The organism is Streptomyces anandii JCM 4720 (assembly GCF_014650655.1).
GTDB classification, from domain to species: Bacteria; Actinomycetota; Actinomycetes; order Streptomycetales; family Streptomycetaceae; genus Streptomyces; species Streptomyces anandii.
In genome coordinates this window covers 131,792-152,778 of sequence record NZ_BMVJ01000018.1, presented here as the reverse complement: position 1 = coordinate 152,778, position 20,987 = coordinate 131,792, and the positions used below count along the sequence as shown (strand labels likewise).

20 protein-coding genes, 2 tRNA genes and 3 pseudogenes are annotated in these 20,987 nt (G+C 71.9%); 12 read left to right on the top strand and 13 right to left on the bottom strand.

Annotated features, from left to right (window positions below; all coding sequences use genetic code 11):
• From IE249_RS27460 to IE249_RS27450, 3 genes and pseudogenes are all read left to right on the top strand, one after another.
• A pseudogene (locus tag IE249_RS27460) lies at positions 1 to 117 on the top strand (transcriptional regulator); the annotation flags it as partial.
• Positions 114 to 848, top strand: a complete 735-nt coding sequence (locus tag IE249_RS27455) for an aquaporin (protein WP_189708937.1) — start codon at positions 114 to 116, stop codon at positions 846 to 848. The pseudogene IE249_RS27460 and the gene IE249_RS27455, both read left to right, overlap by 4 nt.
• Positions 849 to 879: 31 nt before the next feature.
• Entirely contained in the window at positions 880 to 1,302 is a 423-nt protein-coding gene (locus IE249_RS27450) for an arsenate reductase ArsC (RefSeq protein WP_189708935.1), read from the top strand.
• A 124-nt stretch (positions 1,303 to 1,426) separates the two neighbouring features.
• On the opposite strand, the gene IE249_RS27445 is transcribed toward IE249_RS27450, so the two are convergent.
• Together IE249_RS27445 and IE249_RS27440 are read right to left on the bottom strand one after the other, a co-directional pair.
• Complete coding sequence (locus IE249_RS27445; RefSeq protein WP_189708933.1) at positions 1,427 to 1,897, bottom strand: NUDIX domain-containing protein; 471 nt, start codon at positions 1,895 to 1,897, stop codon at positions 1,427 to 1,429.
• Between the two features lie 2 nt (positions 1,898 to 1,899).
• A complete protein-coding gene (locus tag IE249_RS27440) occupies positions 1,900 to 2,643 on the bottom strand; it encodes an XRE family transcriptional regulator (protein WP_189708931.1) in 744 nt (247 codons plus the stop codon).
• Between the two features lie 107 nt (positions 2,644 to 2,750).
• On the opposite strand from IE249_RS27440, the gene IE249_RS27435 reads away from it, so the two are divergent.
• The 3 genes from IE249_RS27435 to IE249_RS27425 all read left to right on the top strand — a co-directional run bounded on the left by IE249_RS27435 (position 2,751) and on the right by IE249_RS27425 (position 4,589).
• Positions 2,751 to 2,993 (top strand): hypothetical protein, encoded by a 243-nt coding sequence (locus IE249_RS27435; protein ID WP_189708959.1) that lies wholly within the window; start codon positions 2,751 to 2,753, stop codon positions 2,991 to 2,993.
• A 246-nt stretch (positions 2,994 to 3,239) separates the two neighbouring features.
• Positions 3,240 to 3,683 carry a glycine-rich domain-containing protein gene (locus IE249_RS27430; protein WP_189708929.1) on the top strand — a complete coding sequence of 148 codons (444 nt, stop codon included), beginning with the start codon at positions 3,240 to 3,242 and terminating at the stop codon, positions 3,681 to 3,683.
• 69 nt (positions 3,684 to 3,752) lie between these two features.
• On the top strand, positions 3,753 to 4,589 hold the full coding sequence (locus IE249_RS27425; protein ID WP_189708927.1) for a protein kinase domain-containing protein: 837 nt from the start codon (positions 3,753 to 3,755) through the stop codon (positions 4,587 to 4,589).
• An 81-nt stretch (positions 4,590 to 4,670) separates the two neighbouring features.
• Here IE249_RS27425 and IE249_RS27420 read toward each other — a convergent pair whose 3' ends face one another.
• From IE249_RS27420 to IE249_RS27410, 3 genes are all read right to left on the bottom strand, one after another.
• Positions 4,671 to 5,132: a DUF6234 family protein gene (locus tag IE249_RS27420; RefSeq protein WP_189708925.1), complete on the bottom strand. Its 462-nt coding sequence runs from the start codon at positions 5,130 to 5,132 to the stop codon at positions 4,671 to 4,673.
• Between the two features lie 198 nt (positions 5,133 to 5,330).
• Positions 5,331 to 5,403, bottom strand: a tRNA-Arg gene (locus IE249_RS27415).
• 198 nt (positions 5,404 to 5,601) lie between these two features.
• A tRNA-Ser gene (locus IE249_RS27410) sits at positions 5,602 to 5,692 on the bottom strand.
• 171 nt (positions 5,693 to 5,863) lie between these two features.
• On the opposite strand from IE249_RS27410, the gene IE249_RS27405 reads away from it, so the two are divergent.
• On the top strand, positions 5,864 to 6,370 hold the full coding sequence (locus tag IE249_RS27405; protein WP_189708923.1) for an SSI family serine proteinase inhibitor: 507 nt from the start codon (positions 5,864 to 5,866) through the stop codon (positions 6,368 to 6,370).
• A gap of 194 nt (positions 6,371 to 6,564) precedes the next feature.
• Positions 6,565 to 10,788, top strand: a complete 4,224-nt coding sequence (locus IE249_RS27400; protein WP_189708921.1) for a hybrid sensor histidine kinase/response regulator — start codon at positions 6,565 to 6,567, stop codon at positions 10,786 to 10,788.
• Between the two features lie 39 nt (positions 10,789 to 10,827).
• On the opposite strand, the gene IE249_RS27395 is transcribed toward IE249_RS27400, so the two are convergent.
• Entirely contained in the window at positions 10,828 to 11,406 is a 579-nt protein-coding gene (locus IE249_RS27395) for a TetR/AcrR family transcriptional regulator (RefSeq protein ID WP_189708919.1), read from the bottom strand.
• A 172-nt stretch (positions 11,407 to 11,578) separates the two neighbouring features.
• On the opposite strand from IE249_RS27395, the gene IE249_RS27390 reads away from it, so the two are divergent.
• On the top strand, positions 11,579 to 12,766 hold the full coding sequence (locus IE249_RS27390; protein WP_229859377.1) for an MFS transporter: 1,188 nt from the start codon (positions 11,579 to 11,581) through the stop codon (positions 12,764 to 12,766).
• 13 nt (positions 12,767 to 12,779) lie between these two features.
• On the opposite strand, the gene IE249_RS27385 is transcribed toward IE249_RS27390, so the two are convergent.
• The 5 genes from IE249_RS27385 to IE249_RS27365 form a co-directional block, all read right to left on the bottom strand.
• Positions 12,780 to 14,459, bottom strand: a complete 1,680-nt coding sequence (locus IE249_RS27385; protein WP_189708915.1) for a long-chain fatty acid--CoA ligase — start codon at positions 14,457 to 14,459, stop codon at positions 12,780 to 12,782.
• A 182-nt stretch (positions 14,460 to 14,641) separates the two neighbouring features.
• Entirely contained in the window at positions 14,642 to 15,211 is a 570-nt protein-coding gene (locus IE249_RS27380) for a SigE family RNA polymerase sigma factor (protein WP_189708913.1), read from the bottom strand.
• Between the two features lie 148 nt (positions 15,212 to 15,359).
• Positions 15,360 to 16,523: a lipid-transfer protein gene (locus tag IE249_RS27375; protein ID WP_189708911.1), complete on the bottom strand. Its 1,164-nt coding sequence runs from the start codon at positions 16,521 to 16,523 to the stop codon at positions 15,360 to 15,362.
• Entirely contained in the window at positions 16,520 to 16,951 is a 432-nt protein-coding gene (locus IE249_RS27370; RefSeq protein WP_189708909.1) for a MaoC family dehydratase, read from the bottom strand. The genes IE249_RS27375 and IE249_RS27370 overlap by 4 nt, the downstream gene beginning before the upstream one ends.
• A complete protein-coding gene (locus tag IE249_RS27365; protein ID WP_189708907.1) occupies positions 16,948 to 17,919 on the bottom strand; it encodes a bifunctional MaoC family dehydratase N-terminal/OB-fold nucleic acid binding domain-containing protein in 972 nt (323 codons plus the stop codon). The genes IE249_RS27370 and IE249_RS27365 overlap by 4 nt, the downstream gene beginning before the upstream one ends.
• 131 nt (positions 17,920 to 18,050) lie before the next feature.
• Between IE249_RS27365 and IE249_RS27360 the strand changes: the two genes are divergently transcribed.
• Positions 18,051 to 18,932, top strand: a complete 882-nt coding sequence (locus IE249_RS27360; protein ID WP_189708905.1) for a bifunctional DNA primase/polymerase — start codon at positions 18,051 to 18,053, stop codon at positions 18,930 to 18,932.
• 44 nt (positions 18,933 to 18,976) lie between these two features.
• A complete protein-coding gene (locus IE249_RS27355) occupies positions 18,977 to 19,408 on the top strand; it encodes a hypothetical protein (protein WP_189708903.1) in 432 nt (143 codons plus the stop codon).
• A gap of 33 nt (positions 19,409 to 19,441) precedes the next feature.
• Here IE249_RS27355 and IE249_RS38660 read toward each other — a convergent pair.
• A pseudogene (locus tag IE249_RS38660) lies at positions 19,442 to 19,570 on the bottom strand (GNAT family N-acetyltransferase); the annotation flags it as partial.
• 221 nt (positions 19,571 to 19,791) lie between these two features.
• On the opposite strand from IE249_RS38660, the gene IE249_RS27350 reads away from it, so the two are divergent.
• Positions 19,792 to 20,193: a hypothetical protein gene (locus IE249_RS27350; RefSeq protein ID WP_189708901.1), complete on the top strand. Its 402-nt coding sequence runs from the start codon at positions 19,792 to 19,794 to the stop codon at positions 20,191 to 20,193.
• Between the two features lie 212 nt (positions 20,194 to 20,405).
• Here the strand turns inward: IE249_RS27350 and IE249_RS27345 are convergent.
• A pseudogene (locus IE249_RS27345) lies at positions 20,406 to 20,987 on the bottom strand (hypothetical protein); the annotation flags it as partial.

The window sequence follows — 20,987 nt, the reverse complement described above, 5'->3', positions numbered from 1 at the left end:
GGACTCATCGACTGCGAACGCCGCGGCACCTGGGTGTACTACTGGGTGCTGCCCGGCGTCCTGGACCGGCTCGCCGCATTCCTGACCGCGCCGCAGACCGCCGGAGCCACCGCATGACCGCGCCCCTGGGCCGCCGTGTCGCCGCCGAAGCCATCGGGACCGGGTTGCTGGTTGCGGTCGTCGTCGGCTCCGGCATCCAGGCCACCGAGCTGTCGCACGACGTGGGCGTGCAGCTGCTCGCCAACGCCCTCGCCACCGTCTTCGGCCTGGGCGTGCTGATCGCAGTACTCGGGCCGGTCTCCGGCGCGCATTTCAACCCGGCCGTCACCCTCACCGCCTGGTTCACCGGCCGCCACAAGACCGATGGCCTCACTCTGCGGGACGTGGCCACGTACGTGCCCGCACAGATCGCCGGTGCTGTCGGCGGGGCAATCCTGGCCGACGCGATGTTCGCCAAGCCGCTGGTCGAGTGGTCCACGCACGACCGGTCCGCCTCTCACCTGTGGCTCGGTGAAGTGGTCGCCACGGCTGGGCTGATCCTGCTGATCTTCGGACTCGAACGCATCGGCCATGCCTCCCTCGCACCGGTGGCCGTGGCCTCGTACATCGGTGCCGCCTACTGGTTCACCTCCTCCACCTCCTTCGCGAACCCCGCAGTGACCATCGGCCGGGCCTTCACCGACACCTTTGCCGGAATCGCCCCCGCCTCCGTCGCCCCGTTCATCGCTGCCCAACTGGCCGGAGCTGTGCTCGGGCTTGGCGCCGTGATCGCTGTGTACGGCCGTCCCGCCCCCGCCGGGGACAAGGTCGTCGTCCCACACGGCGAACCCGAACTCGCCTCCTCCTGACCCACTCCGCTCTCCCGGAAGGACGCCTGCCATGAGCACCCCCGCCCCGCGCCCCTCGGTCCTGTTCGTCTGCGTCCACAACGCCGGCCGCTCCCAGATGGGCGCCGCGTTCCTGACTCACCTGGGCGGTGACCAGGTCGAGGTCCGCTCGGCTGGCTCCGCCCCCGCCGACGCGGTCAACCCCGCCGTGGTCAAGGCAATGGCGGAGGTCGGCATCGACATCTCCGCCGAGACACCCAAGGTCCTCACCACCGAGGCGGTGCAGTCCTCGGACGTGGTGATCACGATGGGCTGCGGAGACGCCTGTCCGGTCTTTCCCGGCAAGCGGTACCTGGACTGGCAGCTGGACGACCCTGCGGGCCAAGGTGTCGACGCGGTGCGGCCCATCCGGGACGAGATCGAACAGCGCGTGCGCGGCCTGTTGGCGGAACATGGCATCCCAACGGCAGCATGAAGAACTGCGGCTTGGTGGGGCCCGCTCGGCAAGGTGCGAGTTCCGCCTTCTCCTGACGTGATCGGCGGCAGTCACGCCCTGGGTAGGCGTGTGCCGCCGTTGTCGGTATCAGGGCACGCGCGCATCAACCGAGGTACGGCTGCTCGCGATGTTCCAGAAAGTGCTGAAGCCGTAGCCGCTGGGTGTGGTGCATGGGCAACTCGGCAAGCTCGTCGGCCGGGACGAATCGCAGCTCCGTGGATTCGTCTGAGATCGCGAGCCGTCCGCCGACCACTCGGGCGGTGAAACAGACATTGAACTGTCGACGCACCTCACCGTCCGTATAGGCGATGACGTGGCACGGGTCGGTATATGTCCCGACGAGCCCGGTGATCTCCACGTCCAGGCCCGTTTCCTCCTTCACTTCGCGGACGGCGGCTCCCGGGAGCGAGTCGGTCATCTCCATGCCGCCGCCGGGCAAGGCCCAGAGATCGTTGTCCCGCCGGCGCTGAAGGAGAATACGTCCTTCCTCGTCAGTGACCACCGCGGATGCTGCAACGACCAAACTGTTGGGCTTGGGGGCGTCCGGGTCGTCGTAGTACTCGGTCCGTGCCATGATCACCCTTCTTGGACTGGCGTCGCGGTCGCCCACACCGCAGCAAAGCTGTCAGCGTACGTATCGAACATGCCGCCTGCCCTACTCCGGCGCAGGTGCCAGACAGGGGCACCGTAAGCGTTCATACCCCAGACGTGAGCGTTGACCAGTGCCTGGTCGTCGGCCCTGTAAATCGAGTTGTAGAGCGTGGTGGCATGGGTCCGCACCTCGATGCCAGGTACCCCGACAAGTGGGCGATAGTGCATCAGCGCAAGGCGGCAACGGGACTGGATGCCGTGACCGAACTTCTCTTCATCGCCACGCTGTTGGACGTTCGAGCTATCCGCGTCGCCGAGTGCGATACGGACCGTACAGCCCTGGGCCGCTCGCTCCTTCAAGAGCTCGTTGAGTCTCGGGTACGCCTCGTGCAGGAAGACGGCGGCATACACCAACACGTCGATGTGCTCCCGGGCCTGGGTCAGCATGTCCACGAAGGTGGACACGGGGACGTCCGCCCGCTGGTCGTAGAGAGCCACAAGTTCAGGACTGACGGCGCGGGCAGGGCGTGCCTGCCGGAGCGCGGGCCATAGAGCGTGCACGTCTTCTCCTAGAATTCCCGCTGCCAGCATGGCCGTGGCCCGGCGCGGCGTACGCCCCAGATTCACCCATCGCTCAATGGACTTGGGATCGACTTCGACCTTGTCCGCAAGGGCGGCGTACGTCCAGCCGCCGGCCGCCATGGCAGCACGTAACCTCTCGTTCGGCATCCCAATCTCTCCCAACACTCGGGGACGGCACTAGGGACGTTCTACCCGACGCGGGACGTCCCGAAGTGGGGTTTGTCGGTGGTTCCGACGTCCTGATGAGCGACGGGATGCTCATCCGCATGGCGAGCAACCAGCAGACCAGGCCAGGCATCGGTGAACTGGCGAAAGACACTGCCAGTGGACGAATCGGCATCGTCATGGGTGAGGTCGGCGCCCGGGTGCAGATAAGGCCCATCGGTGGCGGCGTCGAGTGGGACGCTCGGCCGGACAACGTGGTGGCGCTGACAGCGCGGGAGGAACTGAGCGCCCGCCTCGCCATCAGGAACGGCAACAGCCGGGACGGGCTGTGATGCGCGCCATCGGCCGGTACGCGGGAGTCCTGTTCATCATCATGATCAGCGGGTCCTGTGGCCTGGTGATCGGCGTGGCCCTAGGTATCGGCCAGTAGACCGGCCGCCCCGAACGGGGTGCCACCTTCCTTGGCTCCCCCTCCCCGATCGAGGCCGGCCTTCCATCCCCCGGTCGTCATAGGCGGTGCCTCGGCGACCGATGCGGGCGCAAGTGCCAGAGCACAGCGACACTCGAGGAGTATTCGCATGACGGCAACGGCCAACGACCAGAGGACCGGCCGCGTGGTGGCTGGTGAGGAGCTGTTCGACAGCCTCACCCACTTCGTGGTCGTCCACAACGGGCAGTCCCGCGAGCGGGCCGAGCGGATCGCGGACCAGGCGGTGGCCTTCGTGGTCACCACCGCGACCGCCACCGTCCCCATGGTCCCGTCGGACGACGTGGACCTCGGTCTGCACGCGCTCATCCTGCACACGAAGGAGTACGCCGCTCTCTGCGACCGGTACGCGGGCCGCTTCCTCCACCACAACCCCATGCCGGGCGGAGGGCCCCGTGACCCGAAGAAGGTCGCCGTCTCCGCGCACGCCATGAAGGCGGCCGGGTTCATGGTCTTCGACGACCTCTGGACCGTGGACGGCACGAACCTCGCGCAGTGCGACGCGGACTGCGGCCGTCCGTACGGTCAGGCGTAGCGACAGGACACAGCGACGCGGTCGGCCTCGATGCGGGGTCGGCCGCGTTGCCCGGAAGGAGAACAGACGTTGTCCGGGACACCTCCCGAACTGCCGATCGTCGTGCTCGACGCACTCATGCCCAAGACTCAGCGCCTGGTCGTCAACCGCCGGGGCTCGATGGTCTGGGAGGTCGAGAGCCATCGGGGGCGGTACGCCGTGAAGGTCGGTTACCCGATCGAGGCGACGGACGACTGGCCCGCCCAGCCCTGGACGGCACTCGCACCCGCACGCGAAGGGGCCGTGCTGTACCGGCTCGGCTTCGAAGACTTCGCGTACGGCGAATGGGTCCGGGGCACCTGGAACTTCCAGCCTTGGCGCGACGGGCCCGACCTCTACGAGTTGTGGAAGCCCTGTCGCGAGCCGGACTCTCGTATGGAACCGCATACCAGTGTGGCCCTCGGCTGCGTAGAGGCGCTGGCCGAACTGCACGGCAAAGGCTGGGCCCACGGCGACGTGCAACCCGCACACTTCATCATCGGGCCGGAGCGGACGCACCTCATCGATCTGGCCTTGGCGCACGGCGGACGCGTCCCCGAGGGGTACGACTTCCCCTTCCGCGGCTGCCTCGTGCACTACGAGGCGCCGGAGATCGCGCGCAGCGTGCTCGCGGCCGGAGAGGCAGAGCCTACGCAGGAAGCCGACATCTACGCGCTCGGCGCCTCCCTGCTCATCTCCGCCACGGGCCGACGGGTTGTCGAGTATCCGGACGACGCACCGCGTCTTGAGCAGAGAAGGGCAGTGGCAAGCGGCAAGCGTCGGCCCGTGAAGGTGGATGGCGAACTGGGCGAAGTGATCGACGCCATGCTCAGCCCGGCGCCCGAAGACAGGCCCACGATCTACGAGGTCGGTAAGGCGCTGAGCTGAACCGTAGGCCCACGAACTAGAAGACCGGACCACCCCTCAGCCTGGACAGCATGCGGGTGGTCCGGTAGCGGAAAGATTTGATCAGGATTCGTGCCGGGGGTACCGGGGTGATTGGCGCGCAGCCGTCCAGTTGTTGGGCTTGCAGCCCACCGCTGACGGCCTGTCCCGGCATAGCCCATCCTGATGGGACTGCGCCGCAGCCCCGCCGAAGGCGATGACGCAGATCAGGGCCGCCATGATGGCCTGGGTGACAACCGTTACGACGGCACCGGCCCGCGCGGCGATCGCGGCCGCCGCGATGGCGAGGACTCCGACTCCGCCGACGGCGGCGAAGTAGTTCCACAACGAGTCGGTCGTGACGGTCTTGGCCGGGTCGAGGTTGAACCCGGACAGGAGCCAGAGCCCCAAGATCACCGCCAAGGCGAGCAGTTCCAGGAACACCAGACCGCACCCGGCTCCGATGTCGGCGCCCCGGTCGGCACGGCGGCGCTGTCCCGGGCCGGTGGTCGCGTCGAAGGCCGGCGGGGCGACGGGTAAGTTCATACCCGTCACCTTCCTCGTGCGGGTGAGGCAGGCGCATGAGTACGAGTACTCAGCTCCGCCCAGGTGAGCGCCATGATCCACCTGACACCTCTGATCGGCCCTGCCGCCCACCCGTCTGAGGCGGTTGCCGTCAAACACTGCCGTCAACGCAATAGACAGAGGCCCTGCGGATCATTCCACAGGGCCTCTGGCGTGCTGCGCACTCGGCAGGATTCGAACCTGCAACCTTCTGATCCGTAGTCAGATGCTCTATCCGTTAAGCTACGAGTGCTTGTTCTCTTTTGTGTCTTCGCTTCCCGGCCTTGCGGGCCGCTCGCGGCGACAGGAAGAACATTACATGACTGCCGCCGTCATGTGAAATCCATTCCGCACACCCCTTGTGACCTGCGGAAACTTGGTGAGCGGCGGGGAGCTGCCTCGGAAACGCCGAAGCCCCGGTCGGATGGACCGGGGCTTCGGTGATCGTAAGCGGAGGCGGAGGGATTTGAACCCTCGATGGGCTTTAAGGCCCAAACCGCATTAGCAGTGCGGCGCCATAGACCGGACTAGGCGACGCCTCCAGCACAACCGCTCACGCGAGCGCGCGAGTGGTGCGTGCAGATGATGACACAGTCGAGCGGGGTGTCACCAATCGGCCTCCACGGTACTAGGCAGGCGGGGCCCAGGGCAAAGCCCTTCCCCGTGGTGGCGGACGGGCGCAACGTCCGGCCGGGACGCGCGTTGGTCAGGGCATGGTGCTGGTCAGGTTCCCCCTCTTCTCCTCCGCCCCGCGTCGCCCGCGGCGGCTGCTGCTCGGCGGCGCCGCCGCGCTCTCCGCGCTCGCGGCGCTGTCCGCCGTGCCCGCCGCCGCCTCCCCCGGGACGCCGCCGCCCGTCCGGGACGAGGACCGGGCCGGCGACCACCTCACCGTCACGGTGCTGCACGCGGGGGCGGGCAGGGACGGGACGTACGAGCTGTACTGCCGTCCGGCCGGCGGGAGTCATCCCGATGCCCGGGGCGCGTGCGGGGCGCTCGAGCGGAACACGCGCTGGGGGCGGGACACCTTCGCGCCCGTGCCGCAGGGCAGCGTCTGCACCATGCAGTACGGCGGGCCGGCCACCGCCCATGTCACGGGCACCTGGGCCGGGCGTCCCGTCGACGCGGAGTACGACCGGGGCAACGGCTGCGAGATCGCCCGCTGGGACCGGCTCGTGCCGCTGCTGCCCGACCTCGGTGGCCGAGTGCGGGGGAGGGCGTAAAGGTCTCGCGGAGGTCGTGCGGAGCGAAACCGCACGGTCACAGGTTCGACGTCACTTCCCCGTGCGACCTCCCTCTCATTGCGCGTCGCCGGTGCAACCTCAGCGCTTAGACTCCCTCGCGTGACACGCTGCGGGCCGGTTGGCAAGATGGCCTCCGCGGTCGGCAAGGTGCGGTAACAGGGAGGAAGCGTCTCGTGAGCAGCAGGCCATCCCGAGGCGCTGCTCGCCTCGCTGCCATACTCGACGCGCTGCCCGACGCCCTGGTGCTGGTCAACGCCAACGGCACGGTCGTCAACGCCAACACCATCGCCCTGGAGGCCTTCGAGACGCCGGGCACGGCACTCGTCGGGCGCGGACTGCTCGATCTTCTGCCGCAGTTCGACTCCAAGCTGATCCCCGGCTCCATGCGCCGGCCGGACCACATCGACCCGCGCGGGCGGACCAAGCCCACCCGGATGATCGCCCGGCGGACCGACGGCACGGAGTTCCCGGTCGAGGTCACGAGCGCGAATCTCGAGAACGGCCAGCAGGCCTACGACGGCTCCGGCTGGACCGGCGACGAACTGCTGATGCTGGTCGTCCGCGACCTCTCCGGCACCGTCGACACCGAGGCCGAGCTCGCCCGCTCGCAGCGCCAGACCGAGATGATCCTGCGCGCCGCCTCCGAGGGCGTCGTCGGCACCGACACCGACGGGCGCATCGTCCTCGTCAACCCGGCCGCCGCCCAGATACTGGGCTACCGCGCCGGCGAACTCGGCGGCCGCGAGCTGCACACCCTGGTCCTGCACTCGCGCGGCGACGGCTCCCCCTTCCCGTACGAGGAGTCGCCGCTCGCCGACACCCTGCGCTCCGGGCGCAAGCACCGGGTGCGCGGGCAGGTGCTGTGGTCCAAGCCAGGGGCCAAGGTGCCGGTCGACCTCACGACCGCGCCGGTGCGCGACGGCGACCAGCTCGTCGGCGCCGTGATGACCTTCACCGACCGGCGCCCCTACGACGCCCTCGCCGACGAGAAGGCCGAGGCCGCCAAACGGCACGAGGAGGAGCTCGAGCGCCTCGCCGAGGAGCACGCCTCCGAGCTCACCGCCCTGCGCCAGCGGCACGTGACCGAGATCGAGGAGCTCACCGAGCGGCACGCGGAGGAGCTCGCCGCCAACGAGGAGCGGTACGCCGCGCTCGGCGAGCGCGAGAAGGACCGCTACGAGGCGCTGGCCGCCCGGCACGAGCAGTTGCTGACCCTCCTGGGCGGCTCACTGCGCGGGCCCCTGGACGAACTGCGCCGCGAGCTGGCCGCCCTCGCCGCCGACGACGCCGGGCAGCTGTGGCCCGAGGCCAACCAGGTGCTCCACCACCTCTCCGCCGGCTACTCGCGGATCACCACCCTCATCGACAACGTGCTCCGCTACCAGCGCCTGGACGTCGGCAGCGAGGAGATCACCCGTACCAAGGTGATGCTCGACGCGGTCGTGGCCGCCGGCGTCGAGGGCGCCGTCGAGCTCGTCGGGCCCGGGCGGGTGCAGTTCGCCGTGCACGCGCCGCCCATCGAGGCCGAGGTCGACCCGCAGCGCCTCGCCACCGCGCTCGCACACCTCGTCGCCGACGTGGCGGGGGTGGACGCGACCGGCAACGCGCCTGTGTCGGCGGGCGGTTACATGGACAACACCGTCGTGGTGGCGGCCGCGCAGCGCGGCGAGGTCGTACGCATCGAGGTGCGCGGGCCCTACGCCGGCGGAGACCCGGTGCACGAGCCGATCGTGCGCGGGATCGTCCGTGCGCACGGCGGTGTGCTGCAGACCCACGAGGTGCCGGGCATGAGCGGCAGCGCGTACGTGCTCGAGGTGCCGCTCGGCGGGGGCGCCGGGGCCGTGGCGGCGGCCGGGGCCGACCTGACCGATCAGGCCCGGGCCGACGGTGTTCCCGCCCTCGCGGCCGCCCCCGCCGAGGTCGCGGTGCCCGAGCCGGCCCCGGCCGGTGGAGGGCGGCGGCGGGGCCGCCGGGCCTCCACCGACGCGTTCCTGGAAGGGGACGGGGAGGCCGAGGCCCCCGCCGAGGCCGCGGCGGCGCAGCCCACCGGGCGGCGCAGGCGGCGGGCGGCCGCGGCCGGCGAGACCGCCGAGCCCGCACAGATTCCCGCGCAGCTTCCGGCGCAGGCCCCGGTCCAGGACGCCGAGGCGACCGGCGGTGGCACGGGACGGCGGCGCGGACGGCCCGCGGAGGACGGGGGCGTGTCCGAGGGCGCCGTACTGACGGCGGCCGAGCACGCCGCCGGGACGGCCGCGGCCGGCACCGGCCTGGGCGGTACGGTGCCGCCGCAGGGCGTGCCCGCCGGTACCGGACGGCGGGCCCGGCGCGAGAGCGGCGAGCCCCACGCCCTGCCCGCCGCGCTCCCCGCGGCCGCACCGGCGTCCGCGGCCGCGGCGATGAACGGGCAGCAGACGGCTCCCGAGGCGGCGGCGGAAGCGGCAGCGCAGACCGCGGGCCAGGCCCCGGCGCAGCTTCCCGCGAACGCCTCACCGCAGCCGACCGGGCGCCGGCGGCGCGCGCTGGCCGCGGCGACCGAGCGTGCCGCCGCGCAGGAGGCGGCTCCCCGTACCGTCTTCGCCCTGCCGCCCGCCGAGGCCGACCGGCCGGACGGTGGCATGGAGGGGCAGGCCGCCGCCGTCGCCGTACCGGCCCAGGGTGCGCCCGCCCCCGCCGCCCCCGCGGGTGACGAGGGCCGCCACGACGCCGTACTCCACGACCAGGCCGCCGACCACACCCCGCCGCAGCCGCACCCCGCGAGCGCTCCGACCGGGCGCCGGCGGCGGGCGGCCGCCCAGCCGGAGACCGCCGCCACACCGGCACCGGGCATCCCCGTACAGGCCGAGCCGGCGGGGCAGGCACCCGCCGGGCAGGCACCGGCCGCGCAGGGAACCCCCCAGCCTGTTCCCCAGCCCGTCCCCGGACAGCCGCTCGTGCCGGGGCAGCCGATGCCGGCGCAGCCCGCGCCGGCACAGCCTCTGCCCGGGCAGATGCCGCCCGCCCAGCACCCCACCCCGGGCGCCGGTGCGCCCATGCCCGCGGCCCCCGCCGGTACGCCGCCCCACGGCACCGCCGCGCCCGCGTCCACCCCCGCCGCCGGCACCGCCCTGCCGCCCGGGCGGCCCGCCGGGCGGCCGGTCGCGCAGCCGCTGCCCGCCGAGGCAGCCGCACCGCCCGTGGACCCGAACTCGACCCAGGGCCGGGCGATCAGCGTGCGGACGCTGGGACAGGGCGTGCCGTTCAGCCGCCAGGCGGCCCAGGTGCAGGTGCCGCAGCCGCCCACCGCCACGCCGCCACCGCACTCGACCGGCGGTTCCGGCCGCCGCCGCAAGCTGGGCACCCCGCCCGACCCGGCCGCAGCCCGGCCGCACCCCGCGGCGCCCGGACAGCCCCCGGCGCCCGCGCCCGCCGGGCAGCCCGCACCCGTGCCGTCCGCACCCACGCCCGCGCCACCGGCCCAGCCGCCCCTCGGCGGCCCCGCCGCACCCGCGCCCGCCCCCGCGCCCGCCCCCGCTCCCGCTCCCGCCCGGCCCGCGCCGACGACCGAGGGCGCCGGGCGCTCGTACGCCATAGGGGCCCCGGACGAGAACGCGGCCGAAGGCCCGGAGCCGCTGGACGGCCCGGGCGGTGCCGTGGAGATCGCGGACACCCCGCGTCCGCAGCCGATGGACGACGAGCTGCCGCCGGAGCCGCTGGACAACCCGCGCCGCCTGCTGGTCTGGCCGGCACCGGACGTCACCACGCAGCAGGCGCTCAGCGACCGCGGCTACCGGCCGGTGATCGTGCACTCGCGCGAGGAGGTCGACGCGCAGATCGCGGCCTTCCCCGCCGCGCTGTTCGTCGACCCGCTGACCGGTCCGATCACGCGCACCGCGCTGCAGTCGCTGCGCCAGGCGGCGGTCGCGGCCGAGGTCCCGGTGCTGGTCACGGCCGGACTCGGGCAGGCGACGCGCGAGGCGGCCTACGGCGCCGACCCCGCCGTACTGCTGAAGGCGCTCGCGCCGCGCGACAGCGAGCAGCACCCGCCGCGCGTGCTGCTGATCGAGGAGCACGCGGAGATCGCGCTGGCGCTGACGGCGACGCTGGAGCGGCGCGGGATGCAGGTGGCGCGGGCCGCGAACGACAACGACGCGGTGGCGCTGGCCGGGCAGTTCCGGCCCAACCTGGTCGTGATGGACCTGATGCAGGTGCACCGGCGACGGGCCGGGATCCTGGACTGGCTGCGTGCGAACGGGCAGCTCAACCGCACCCCGCTGGTCGTCTACACGGCCGCCGTCGACCAGGCCGACCTGCCGCGGCTGGCGTCCGGGGAGACGGTGCTGTTCCTCGCCGAGCGGTCGACCAGCGCCGACGTGCAGGCGCGGATCGTCGACCTGCTGTCCCGCATCGGCACCAACTGACCCGCCCGGCCTGATCCGGGTCCGGGCGCGTCCGGTTCCCTACTTCGCCACGAGCCGGCGGGCCGCCTCCTTGATGGAGGCCCGCAGCCGTTCGCGGTCGGTGTCCTCGCCGCCGACCAGGATGCGGTTCATCTGCGGTACGACCACCGCCCAGTTGGCCAGGGCGACGAGCAGGAAGAGCAGGTCGGGTGCGGGGATGGTGTCCGTGATGACGCCCCGGTCCTGGCCGTCCCGGACCGCGGCGACCTTGCGGGCGTAGTGGGCCTGGCGCTCGGACTCGTCGGGCAGCTCGGCCGAGCCGTACTCGATGCCCTCCCAGAACAGCAGGCGCAGCAGCTCGGGGTGGGCGGCGTGGTAGTCGAGGAGGCGGTCGATCCAGCCCTCGATGTCGTCCGGGTCGACCGGTACGGCGGCCGCGAGGTCGACCATGCAGCGGCCCAGCACCTGCGAGAACAGCTCCGCCTTGTTGCCGTAGTAGGCGTAGATCAGCTGCTTGTTGGCCTTGGCCTCGGCCGCGATGCGGTCGATGCGGGCGCCCGCGATGCCGTGCCGGGCGAATTCGGCGACCGCCGCCTCGAAGATCCGGGCCTTGGTGGCCTCGGGGTCCCTGGGTGCCATGGGACCAGAGTACCGCTCTAGTAACCAACTATTTGGTTGACAGGGAATCACCGACCGCCGCAGACTGTTCCGGCATTATCCAACCAACCAGTTGGTTGCAGTCATCGCAGGCCGAGCCCGGAGGCACGCACCCATGCAGTCGTCACAGTTGTCACCGTCCGCACGAACGGCCATGTCTTCCCACGGCCCCGGCCCGGCCCCCGGCGAGGCCGGTGGCCGGCCGGCCACCGGCTTCCTCACCCTGATCGCCCTGTGCACCGCGGTCACCGCCGGCAACATCTACCTGGCGGCCCCGCTGCTCCCCCTGATCGCGCGCGACTTCGGGTCTGCGCCCTCGGCGGTGACCTGGATCGCCTCGGTGGCGCAGTTCGGTTACGCCGCCGGACTGCTGTTCTTCGCGCCGCTGGGCGACCGCGTGAACCGCCGCCCCCTGGTCGCCGTGCTGTCCCTGGCGACGACGGCGGCGCTGACCGTCGCCGCGGCCGCCTCCGGCACCGGCGCCCTGGCGGCCGCCGTGTTCGTAGCCTCGGCCGCGACCGTCGTCCCGCAGTTGCTGGTCCCGATGGTCGCCGAACGGGCTCCCGCCGACCGCCGGGCCCGCCATGTCGCCGCCGTGATCGCCGGGTTGTTCACCGGCATCGTCGCCGCCCGGGTGCTCGGCGGGCTGGTCGGCCAGGCCTTCGGCTGGCGCTGGGTGTTCGTCGGCGCGGCCGTGCTGACCCTGGCGCTCGGGCTCGCCACCGCGTTCGCCCTGCCCGCCGAGCGCCGCCGCGGCACCGGACCGCTGCTGTCCGGGGTCACGGCGCTGCCCGGGCTCATGAGGCGCTCGCCCGGCCTGTGGCGGGCGTGCGTGCGGCAGGCCGGGATGTTCGGCGCCTGGAGCGCCCTGTGGACCTCGCTCGCGCTGCTGCTGACGGGCAGGCCGTACGGCCTGTCGACGGCCACCGCCGGGCTCTTCGGCCTCTTCGGCCTCACCGCGAGCGCGGTGGCCCCGCTCGCGGGCGGCCTGGTGGACCGCTTCGGCGCGGAGAAGGCCGTACGGTCCGCCTACGTGCTCGCGGCCGTCTCCGTGCCGCTGTTCTGGCTGGGCGGGCAGGCGATGGCCGCGCTGTTCGTGGCCGCGGTCGCGATCCACGCGGCCCTGGTCGCCTCCCACGTGGCCAACCAGACGCTGGCCCTGACGACCACGTCCACCCCGGCCACCGCCAACACGGCCTACGTCGTCTCCGGTTTCGCGGGCGCCGCGCTGGCCTCCTCCGTCGCGGGCCCGGCCTTCACCCACTGGGGCTGGCCGGGCGTGTGCGCGGTGGCGGCGGTGTGGCTGGCGGCGGGCTGGGCGGCGACCGCCGTACGACGGTGAGGCCGCCGCGCCCTCAGAGCCGGGTGACGTCCAGCTCACCCTCCGCGTACTGCCTGCGCAGCACCTTCTTGTCGAACTTGCCGACACTCGTCTTCGGGACCGACTCGATGATCGTCCAGCGCTCCGGGAGCTGCCACTTGGCGATCTTCCCCTCCTCCAGCAGGAAGGTCCGCAGGGACTCGAAGTCGGCGGTGGCGCCCTCCTTGAGGACGACCGTGGCCAGCGGGCGCTCGCCCCACTTGTCGTCGGGCACGGCGACGACGGCGGCCTCGGTGACGTCCGGGTGGGACATCAGCGCGTTCTCCAGGTCGACCGAGGAGATCCACTCGCCGCCGGACTTGATGACGTCCTTGGCCCGGTCGGTCAGGGTGAGGAAGCCGTCCGGGCTGATGGTGCCCACGTCACCGGTCTTCAGCCAGCCGTCCTCGCTGAACTTGTCGGCGGGGCGCAGCGGTTCGGCGTCGGGGCCGTTGTAGTACGCACCGGCGATCCACGTGCCGCGGACCTCCAGCTCGCCCGCCGACTCGCCGTCCCAGGGCAGGCGTTCGCCGCCGGGGCCGGTGAGGCGGGCCTCGACGCCGGCCGGGAAGCGGCCCTGGGTGAGCCGGTAGGCGAACTCCTCGTCGGTGCCGATCGCGTGGGCCGGCGGGCGGGCCACCGTGCCGAGCGGGGAGGTCTCCGTCATGCCCCAGGCGTGGCAGACCCGCATGCCGAGCTCGTCGAAGGCCCGCATGAGGGAGGGCGGGCAGGCCGAGCCGCCGATGGTCACCTGGGTGAGGGAGGAGACGTCGCGCGGGCGGGCGGTCAGCTCGGCGAGCAGGCCCTGCCAGATGGTGGGGACGGCGGCGGCGTGGGTGGGCCTGATGCCCTCGATCATCTCGGCGAGCGGGGCGGGCTGCAGGAACCGGTCCGGCATCAGCATGTTGACGCCGGTCATGAAGGTGGCGTGCGGCAGGCCCCAGGCGTTGACGTGGAACTGGGGCACCACGATCAGGGAGGTGTCCTGGTCGGTCAGGCCCATGGACTGGGTCATGTTGACCTGCATGGAGTGCAGGTAGATCGAACGGTGGCTGTAGACCACGCCCTTGGGGTCGCCGGTGGTGCCGGAGGTGTAGCACATGGCGGCGGCCTGGCGCTCGTCCAGCTCGGGCCAGTCGTACGCGGTCGGCTTGCCGGCGATCAGGTCCTCGTACTCGTGCACCCGCACGGCGCCGGCGTCGGCGAGCAGCGAACGGTCGCCCGGTCCGGTGACGACGATGTGCTCGACCGTCTTGAGGTGGGGCAGCAGCGGGGCCAGCAGGGGCAGCAGCGAGCCGTTGACGATGATCACGCGGTCGGCGGCGTGGTTGACGATCCAGACCAGCTGCTCGGCGGGCAGGCGGAGGTTCAGGGTGTGCAGGACCGCGCCCATGGAGGGGATGGCGAAGTACGCCTCGACGTGCTCGGCGTTGTTCCAGGCGAGGGTCGCCACGCGGTCGTCGTCGCGGACCTGGAGGTCCTCGCGCAGGGCGTGCGCCAGCTGGGCCGCGCGCTCGCCGACCTCGGCGAAGGAGCGGCGGTGCGGCTCGCTGTCCCCGGTCCAGGTGATCACCTGCGAGGACCCGTGGATCGTCGACCCGTGGGTCAGGATCCTCGAGATCAGCAGCGGTACGTCCTGCATGGTGCTCAGCACGGCGTCCTCCCGGGGCGGCATTGCCTACGCGGTAGTAAGGGTTGCGCTGATTCTGCGCACATACCGCGCGGTATGTCACTAGGGACGGCCGATCGATCACGTGACCTTCTGCACGCGGGGCCGGACGCGCCTGCCCCACCGGGCCTTCGGCTCGGGTCTCAGCCCGGGTTCGGCTCCGGGTCGGCTCGGAGCTCGGCCCCGATTCAGCTCCGGGTCGGCTCGGGGTTCAGCTCCGGGTCCTCGCGGAGTTTGCCGAGCGCCCGGGAGACCGCCGACTTCACCGTGCCCACCGAGACGCCGAGCACCTCGGCCGTCTGCGCCTCGGACAGATCCTCGTAGTACCTGAGGACGACCATGGCCCGCTGCCGCGCGGGCAGCTTCATGATCGCCCGCCACATGGCGTCCCGCAGGGCCTGCCGCTCCGCCGGGTCCGCCACGTCCGGGACGGGCTCCGGCTCGGGCAGCTCCTCGCAGGAGAACTCGTCGACCTTGCGCTTGCGCCACTGCGACGTGCGGGTGTTGAGCAGCGCGCGGCGGACGTAGCCGTCGAGCGCCCGGTGGTCCTCGATCCGCTCCCACGCGACGTACGTCTTGGTGAGCGCGGTCTGCAGCAGGTCCTCCGCGTCGCTCGGGTTCGCGGTGAGCGACCTGGCGGTGCGCAGCAGCACCGGCCGGCGGGCCCGTACGTACGACGCGAACGACGGATACGCCAGGGCCTGCGGCGCCCCCGGTACGGCGGCGGTCGACGCGCTGGTGCAGACGGGTGTGGTCATGGCTCCACGCTAGGAGCGGCGCCCGCCCGGCGGATCGGCCGCAGGTCCCTAAGCGGAGTCCGCCTCAGGTTGTAGGGGTGGGGCCTGCCACACCTCCTGAAGGTGGACGGGAGGCCAGTACGGCCTGCGGGTTCACCCCTGGGTGGGGTCAGGCGTCCGCCGTGAGGACCAGGCCGGAGGTGGGCACCCCGGTGCCCGCCGTCACCAGGGCCCGGGCCGCCCCCGGCACCTGGTTGACGGCGGTGCCGCGCAGTTGCCGTACCGCCTCCGCGATGCCGTTCATCCCGTGCAGATAGGCCTCCCCCAGCTGCCCGCCGTGCGTGTTCAGCGGGAGCCGTCCCTCGGCCACGAAGTCGGCCGCCTCGCCCCGGCCGCAGAACCCGAACTCCTCCAGCTGCGTCAGCACGAACGGCGTGAAGTGGTCGTAGAGGATCGCGACGTCGACGTCGGTGGGCCCGAGCCCGGACGTGCGCCACAGCCGGCGCGCGACGACGGCGGACTCGGGCAGTCCGGTCAGGCCGTCGCGGTAGAAGCTGGTCATCTGCTCCTGCGCGCGCCCCGCGCCCTGCGCCGCGGCGGTCACGACGGCGGGCGGGTGCCGCAGGCCGCGGGCCCGCTCGACCGAGGTCACGACGAGCGCCTGACCACCGTCCGTCTCCTGGCAGCAGTCCAGCAGCCGCAGCGGCTCGACGATCGGGCGTGAGGCCGCGTGGTCGGCGAGCGTGATGGGACGGCCGTGGAAGTACGCCGCCGGGTTGGCCGCCGCGTACCGGCGGCCGGCCACGGCCACCTGCCCGAACGCCTCGGGCGTGAGCCCGTGGGCGTGCAGGTAGCGCTGCGCGGCCATCGCCACCCAGGAGGCGGGCGTGAGCAGCCCGAACGGCAGCACCCAGCCGAGCGCGGCGCCCTCCGCCGAGGGCTCCCGGCGCTGCACTCCGGAGCCGAACCGGCGGCCGGAGCGCTCGTTGAACGCCCGGTAGCAGACCACGACCTCGGCCACGCCCGCCGCGACGGCGAGCGCCGCCTGCTGCACGGTCGCGCAGGCCGCCCCGCCGCCGTAGTGGATCCGGGAGAAGAAGGACAGCTCCCCCATCCCGCACGCCTGGGCCACGGTGATCTCCGGGCTGGTGTCCATGGTGAACGTGACCATCCCGTCCACGTCGCCCGGCGCGAGCCCGGCGTCGTCGAGCGCGGCCCGCACCGCCTCGGCCGCCAGCCGCAGCTCGCTGCGGCCGGAGTCCTTGGAGAACTCGGTCGCGCCGATGCCCACGATCGCGGCCCGTCCGCCGAGGCCGTCCCGGGCGGCGCTCATGAGCCCGAGGAGGAGGCCGGTGCGAGGACGGTGAGGGTGACCGTGCCGGTCACGTGCGTGCCGAGACGGTTCTCGCCGCGCACGCCGATCCGTACGGTCTCGCCGTCCACCTCCGTCACCGTCCCCGAGAGGACCATCGTGTCGCCGGGGTAGTTGGGCACCCCCAGCCGTATCACCACCCGGCGGAGCACGGCCGCCGGTCCGAAGTGGTCGGTGACGTAGCGGCCGACCAGGCCGTTGGTGGTCAGGATGTTCATGAACACGTCCGGGGAGCCCTTGGCGCGCGCCAGCTCCGGATCGTGGTGCACGTCCTGGTAGTCCCGCGAGGCGATGGCGCCGGCCACGATCAGGGTGCGCGTGACGGGGACGGTGAGCGCAGGCAGTTGCGCCCCGGGCTCCGGGACCGCGTTCTCCGACGCCCCGGTCATGATCCCTCCCGGGCCCGGAAGACCGGCAGTACGAAGGGACTCTCGTCGCCTGCGCCGGCGTCCGTCCCGTAGCGCCGGAACTCGGCCTCGACCGGCATCCCGATCCGGACCTTGTCGTACGCCACCCCGACCACGTTGCTCACCATCCGCACCCCTTCCGCCAGTTCGACGAGGACGACCGCGTAGGGCGGGTCGAAGGCCGGGAAGGGCGGGTGATGCATCACGACGTACGAGAAGACCGTGCCCTCGCCGCTCGACTCGACGGTGTCCCACTCCAGGCAGCCGCAGGCGTTGCAGCCCGGCAGCCAGGGGTGGCGCAGGGTGCCGCAGCCCGTGCAGCGCTGGATCAGCAGGCGGCCGCGCTCGACGCCCTCCCAGAAACCGGCGTTGTCCCGGTTGACGACGGGACGGGGGCGGGGACGGCGGTGGCTCGAGGGGCCTTCCTTCCGGCCCTTTCGGCTCATCCTGGGAGTGGGCGCGTACTTGAGGATGCGGAAGCGGTGGGTCCCGGCGAGTTCCGTGCCCACGCGGACGTCGGTGCGGGTGGTGACGAAGTAGCCGGTGCCGAGCTTGGTGGTCTTGCGGTCCGAGACCGACTCGATCACCGCGTCGAAGGTCACGATGTCGCCGGGCCGCAGCGGGCGCACGTACTCCTGCTCGCAGTCGGTGGCGACGACCGAGGTGCAGCCGGCGGCGTCGAGGAGGGCGAGCAGCTCGCCGAAGGCCTCGGTGCCGCCGGGCGGGCCGGCCTGTCCGGAGAGGCCGGCCATGGTCCACGCCTGGAGCATGGTGGGCGGGGCGATGGCGTCGGGTCCGGTGTACGCCGGGTTGGTGTCGCCCATGGCCTCGCACCAGTGCCGGATCATCGGCGCGTTCACGGGGTCCTTGCCCACCCCGGCGACGGCGGCCGCGCGTCCCTCGAACTCCTTGAGCCGGGCGCCCAGTTCGTCTTCCCGCTCGCTCAGCATTATCTGACTGTCCGTCAGATACCAACCCCTGTCAAGGCCGGCGGACAGGCCTGCGCGCCCCGCGCGCACCCGCCCGGGCGCGCCGGGCCCCACCCCTTCCCATATTCGAACGCATATACGAGACTGAACCCATGGCCACCATCGACCGGCAGGCCACGACACTGGCCCTCGCACACGCGCTGTCAGCCGCCGAACGCGGCCTGGCCGTCATCCCCCTGTCCCGGACGAAGCTCCCGGCCCTGCGCTCGCCCCATCGCGACACACCCCCGGCCCAGCCGTCCGCCCCGCCCTGCCACGGCGAGTGCGGCCGCTTCGGCCACGGCGTGTACGACGCCTCCACCGACCCCGCCCGCATCCGCGAACTGTTCGCCGCCGCTCCCTGGGCCACCGGTTACGGCATCGCCTGCGGACTGCCCCCGCACCACCTCATCGGCGTGGACCTGGACGTCAAGACCGGCACGGACGCCTCGGTTGCCCTGCGCGAACTCGCCCTGCGCCACCTGTTCACCATCCCCGCCACGGTCGTCGTCCTGACCCCGAGCGGCGGCCGCCACCTGTGGCTGACCGGCCCGCCGGACGTCGTCGTGCCCAACTCGGCCGGCCGTCTGGCGCCGGGCATCGACATCCGCGGCGCGGGCGGCTACCTGGTCGGCCCCGGTTCCCGCACCGACCAGGGCGTGTACACCGCCGCCCCCGGCAGCGCCCACCTCCCGCCCGCGCCCTGTCCGCCGGCCCTGCTGCGCCTGCTGCTCCCGCCGCCCCGCGCCCCGCACCACCCCGCGCCGCCCTCGGCGGGCCGGCACGGCCAGGGCCTGGTGCAGTTCGTGCTCGCCGCCCATGAGGGCCAGCGCAACACCCGCCTGTTCTGGGCCGCCTGCCGCGCCTACGAGAACGGCCTGGGCCCCGCCCTGGTGGCCCCGCTCGTGGACGCCGCCCTCGGCACCGGCCTCACCGAACGCGAGGCCCGCGCCACCATCGCCTCCGCGGCCCGCCTGACCGGGCACCGGCCGTGAAAATGCCAAGGAACACGATGCGACGCCGTGCGAGGGTGTGGGGCATGTCGCTGACCCACGTGATCCTCTCCAGCGGCCGCTCGCTCGACCTCACCGAGTTGCGGCTGTCCTCGACGTACGGCGGACTGCTGGAGGGCTACCCGTGCGCGATCGTCAACGACATGAAGATCAAGGGCCTGATGAACACCGCCAAGAAGGCCTTCCCGCGCACCCCGGTCCACCTGATCCCGCCGCTGCGCGAGTACCCGGACCAGTACGCCGGGGCCTTCGGTCCCGTGGAGGTACTCCCGCCGGTGGCCTGTGTCGGCGCCTTCCACTCCACGGCCGTGTCCCCGGACCACGACCCGGTCCTGTACCGCTCGTTCCTCACGGTCGTCTGGTTCCAGGCCACTCCCCGCGTCCCCACGGACTGCACCACGGAACAGCCCCTACGAGACCTCCCCTGGGAGGACCTGGCCGAGGACGAGGAACTATGACCCGGCCCCCGTGAGCGCTCACACCGGGCAGGAAGTATGCACGTCCGCCGACGCGAACAACTCGATGAACGCCGCCCTGTCCCCGGCCTCGGCCTCACGTAGCACAAGCCGCTCGGTCGGTATCGCAGCGGGGGGCCAGGCGGCGGGGGCGAGTCCAGTCATGGCGGGCAATTTATCGCACCTGCGTGAGCCATCGATCAGCGTCAGTTCTTCAGTACCAGTCTTCCAAGACCAGCCGAGTCATCATGCTTGCCGCGGGCACGCGGTCCAGAAAATCGCCGGATCATTACGCCGAACAGAGGAAGGAGTGAAACTCGATCACACCACAAGCGTTGCCTGTACGACCACAGCCCGTGGACCGGCGAATCACAAGAGGAACACCCATGCACCGTTGCGCAACGGCTGTCCTGCTCGGGGTAGCGATCGGCGCCCTGTCCGTGACTGGCTCCGGCAGCGCCCAGGCGGACTCCGGCGGTGGCGGCGTCCACGTGAAGAAATATCACGAGACACTGCACGTGGAAAAGACCGTCACCCCCGTTCCCCTGGCATCCGCGCCGGTTCCGGCGCCCCTCTGCGAAGCTACTTTGACGAACAATCAGTCGATCAGCCAAACGTCGGGCGGCACCGAGTCCCCCAATACCAACAATGGCGGAAACGCTGCCGCTGACACCCTCACCCAAGGCTGCACCATCGTCATCAATAACACCTTTTCGGGGGAGAGTCCGACCGCGACCGCGACGAGTTTCACCCGAGAGCGCACCGCATTCCAGCTCGACAAGAAGTAGCGAGCGGGTCTTCTCCACGGTGGCGGCTTCGACGCTCGCCGGGCCGCTCGCAGTGCAGGGACGGCCAGTCGGCGTGCCCCTCCCGTGCCCGTTCGGTCGGGAAACAGCGGGGAACTGCGGTCGCCGGCGGACAACGCTCACGACGGAGCACGCGGCGGGCTGGACTGGTCGCGCTGCGCGATCGACTCGGTGAACACGCGGGCCCTGAAATCCTAGGAGCAGCCGGGCACGGTGCTGGGGCTACCACAGTTGTTGGGCTGGTTACCGGTCACGGGACTGGCGATCAGCGTCACCGTGCCGGTGGCGTTGAAGATGCCGCCACCGTCTGCCCCCGTTCCCAGCGCCTGGTTGTGGGTTACCGGGCTACGGGTGAGAGTCACCGTGCCGAAGCCCGTATTGAAGATGCCGCCACCACGGGAATTCGTGCCGTTGGCAGTGTTGCCGGTGACCGGGCTGTTGGTGAGCTTCACCGTGCCGGAAGTATTCAAGATGCCGCCGCCCTGCGCATTGGTGCCGGTGGTTGTGTTGCCTGTGACCTCGCTTCTCTTCAGCGTCATGGTTCCGGCTTGCGCGATGCCACCGCCCTGCGGCCTGGTACCGGTGACGTCGTTGTGGGTGACTCGGGTGCTTGTCAGTGTCACCGTCGTGCCGACGGCGGCGGCAATCCCGCCAGCCAAACCCCTTGCGTGGTTGCCGGTGATCCTGCTTCTGTCGACGGTCGCCGTACCGGAACCTCCGAATGGGCTGACAAACATGGCCCCGCCGGAAGTCGCCGTATTGTTGTAGAGCGTGCT

Coding starts and splice junctions, on each gene's coding strand:
- IE249_RS27430 (WP_189708929.1), top strand. CDS start 3,240: ATGACGGCAACGGCCAACGACCAGAGGACCGGCCGCGTGGTGGCTGGT.
- IE249_RS27390 (WP_229859377.1), top strand. CDS start 11,579: ATGTCTTCCCACGGCCCCGGCCCGGCCCCCGGCGAGGCCGGTGGCCGG.
- IE249_RS27445 (WP_189708933.1), bottom strand. CDS start 1,897: ATGGCACGGACCGAGTACTACGACGACCCGGACGCCCCCAAGCCCAAC.
- IE249_RS27365 (WP_189708907.1), bottom strand. CDS start 17,919: ATGCTGAGCGAGCGGGAAGACGAACTGGGCGCCCGGCTCAAGGAGTTC.
- IE249_RS27350 (WP_189708901.1), top strand. CDS start 19,792: ATGCACCGTTGCGCAACGGCTGTCCTGCTCGGGGTAGCGATCGGCGCC.
- IE249_RS27355 (WP_189708903.1), top strand. CDS start 18,977: ATGTCGCTGACCCACGTGATCCTCTCCAGCGGCCGCTCGCTCGACCTC.
- IE249_RS27360 (WP_189708905.1), top strand. CDS start 18,051: ATGGCCACCATCGACCGGCAGGCCACGACACTGGCCCTCGCACACGCG.
- IE249_RS27450 (WP_189708935.1), top strand. CDS start 880: ATGAGCACCCCCGCCCCGCGCCCCTCGGTCCTGTTCGTCTGCGTCCAC.
- IE249_RS27420 (WP_189708925.1), bottom strand. CDS start 5,132: ATGAACTTACCCGTCGCCCCGCCGGCCTTCGACGCGACCACCGGCCCG.
- IE249_RS27440 (WP_189708931.1), bottom strand. CDS start 2,643: ATGCCGAACGAGAGGTTACGTGCTGCCATGGCGGCCGGCGGCTGGACG.
- IE249_RS27455 (WP_189708937.1), top strand. CDS start 114: ATGACCGCGCCCCTGGGCCGCCGTGTCGCCGCCGAAGCCATCGGGACC.
- IE249_RS27405 (WP_189708923.1), top strand. CDS start 5,864: ATGGTGCTGGTCAGGTTCCCCCTCTTCTCCTCCGCCCCGCGTCGCCCG.
- IE249_RS27435 (WP_189708959.1), top strand. CDS start 2,751: ATGCTCATCCGCATGGCGAGCAACCAGCAGACCAGGCCAGGCATCGGT.
- IE249_RS27395 (WP_189708919.1), bottom strand. CDS start 11,406: ATGGCACCCAGGGACCCCGAGGCCACCAAGGCCCGGATCTTCGAGGCG.
- IE249_RS27370 (WP_189708909.1), bottom strand. CDS start 16,951: ATGACCGGGGCGTCGGAGAACGCGGTCCCGGAGCCCGGGGCGCAACTG.
- IE249_RS27380 (WP_189708913.1), bottom strand. CDS start 15,211: ATGACCACACCCGTCTGCACCAGCGCGTCGACCGCCGCCGTACCGGGG.
- IE249_RS27385 (WP_189708915.1), bottom strand. CDS start 14,459: ATGCCGCCCCGGGAGGACGCCGTGCTGAGCACCATGCAGGACGTACCG.
- IE249_RS27375 (WP_189708911.1), bottom strand. CDS start 16,523: ATGAGCGCCGCCCGGGACGGCCTCGGCGGACGGGCCGCGATCGTGGGC.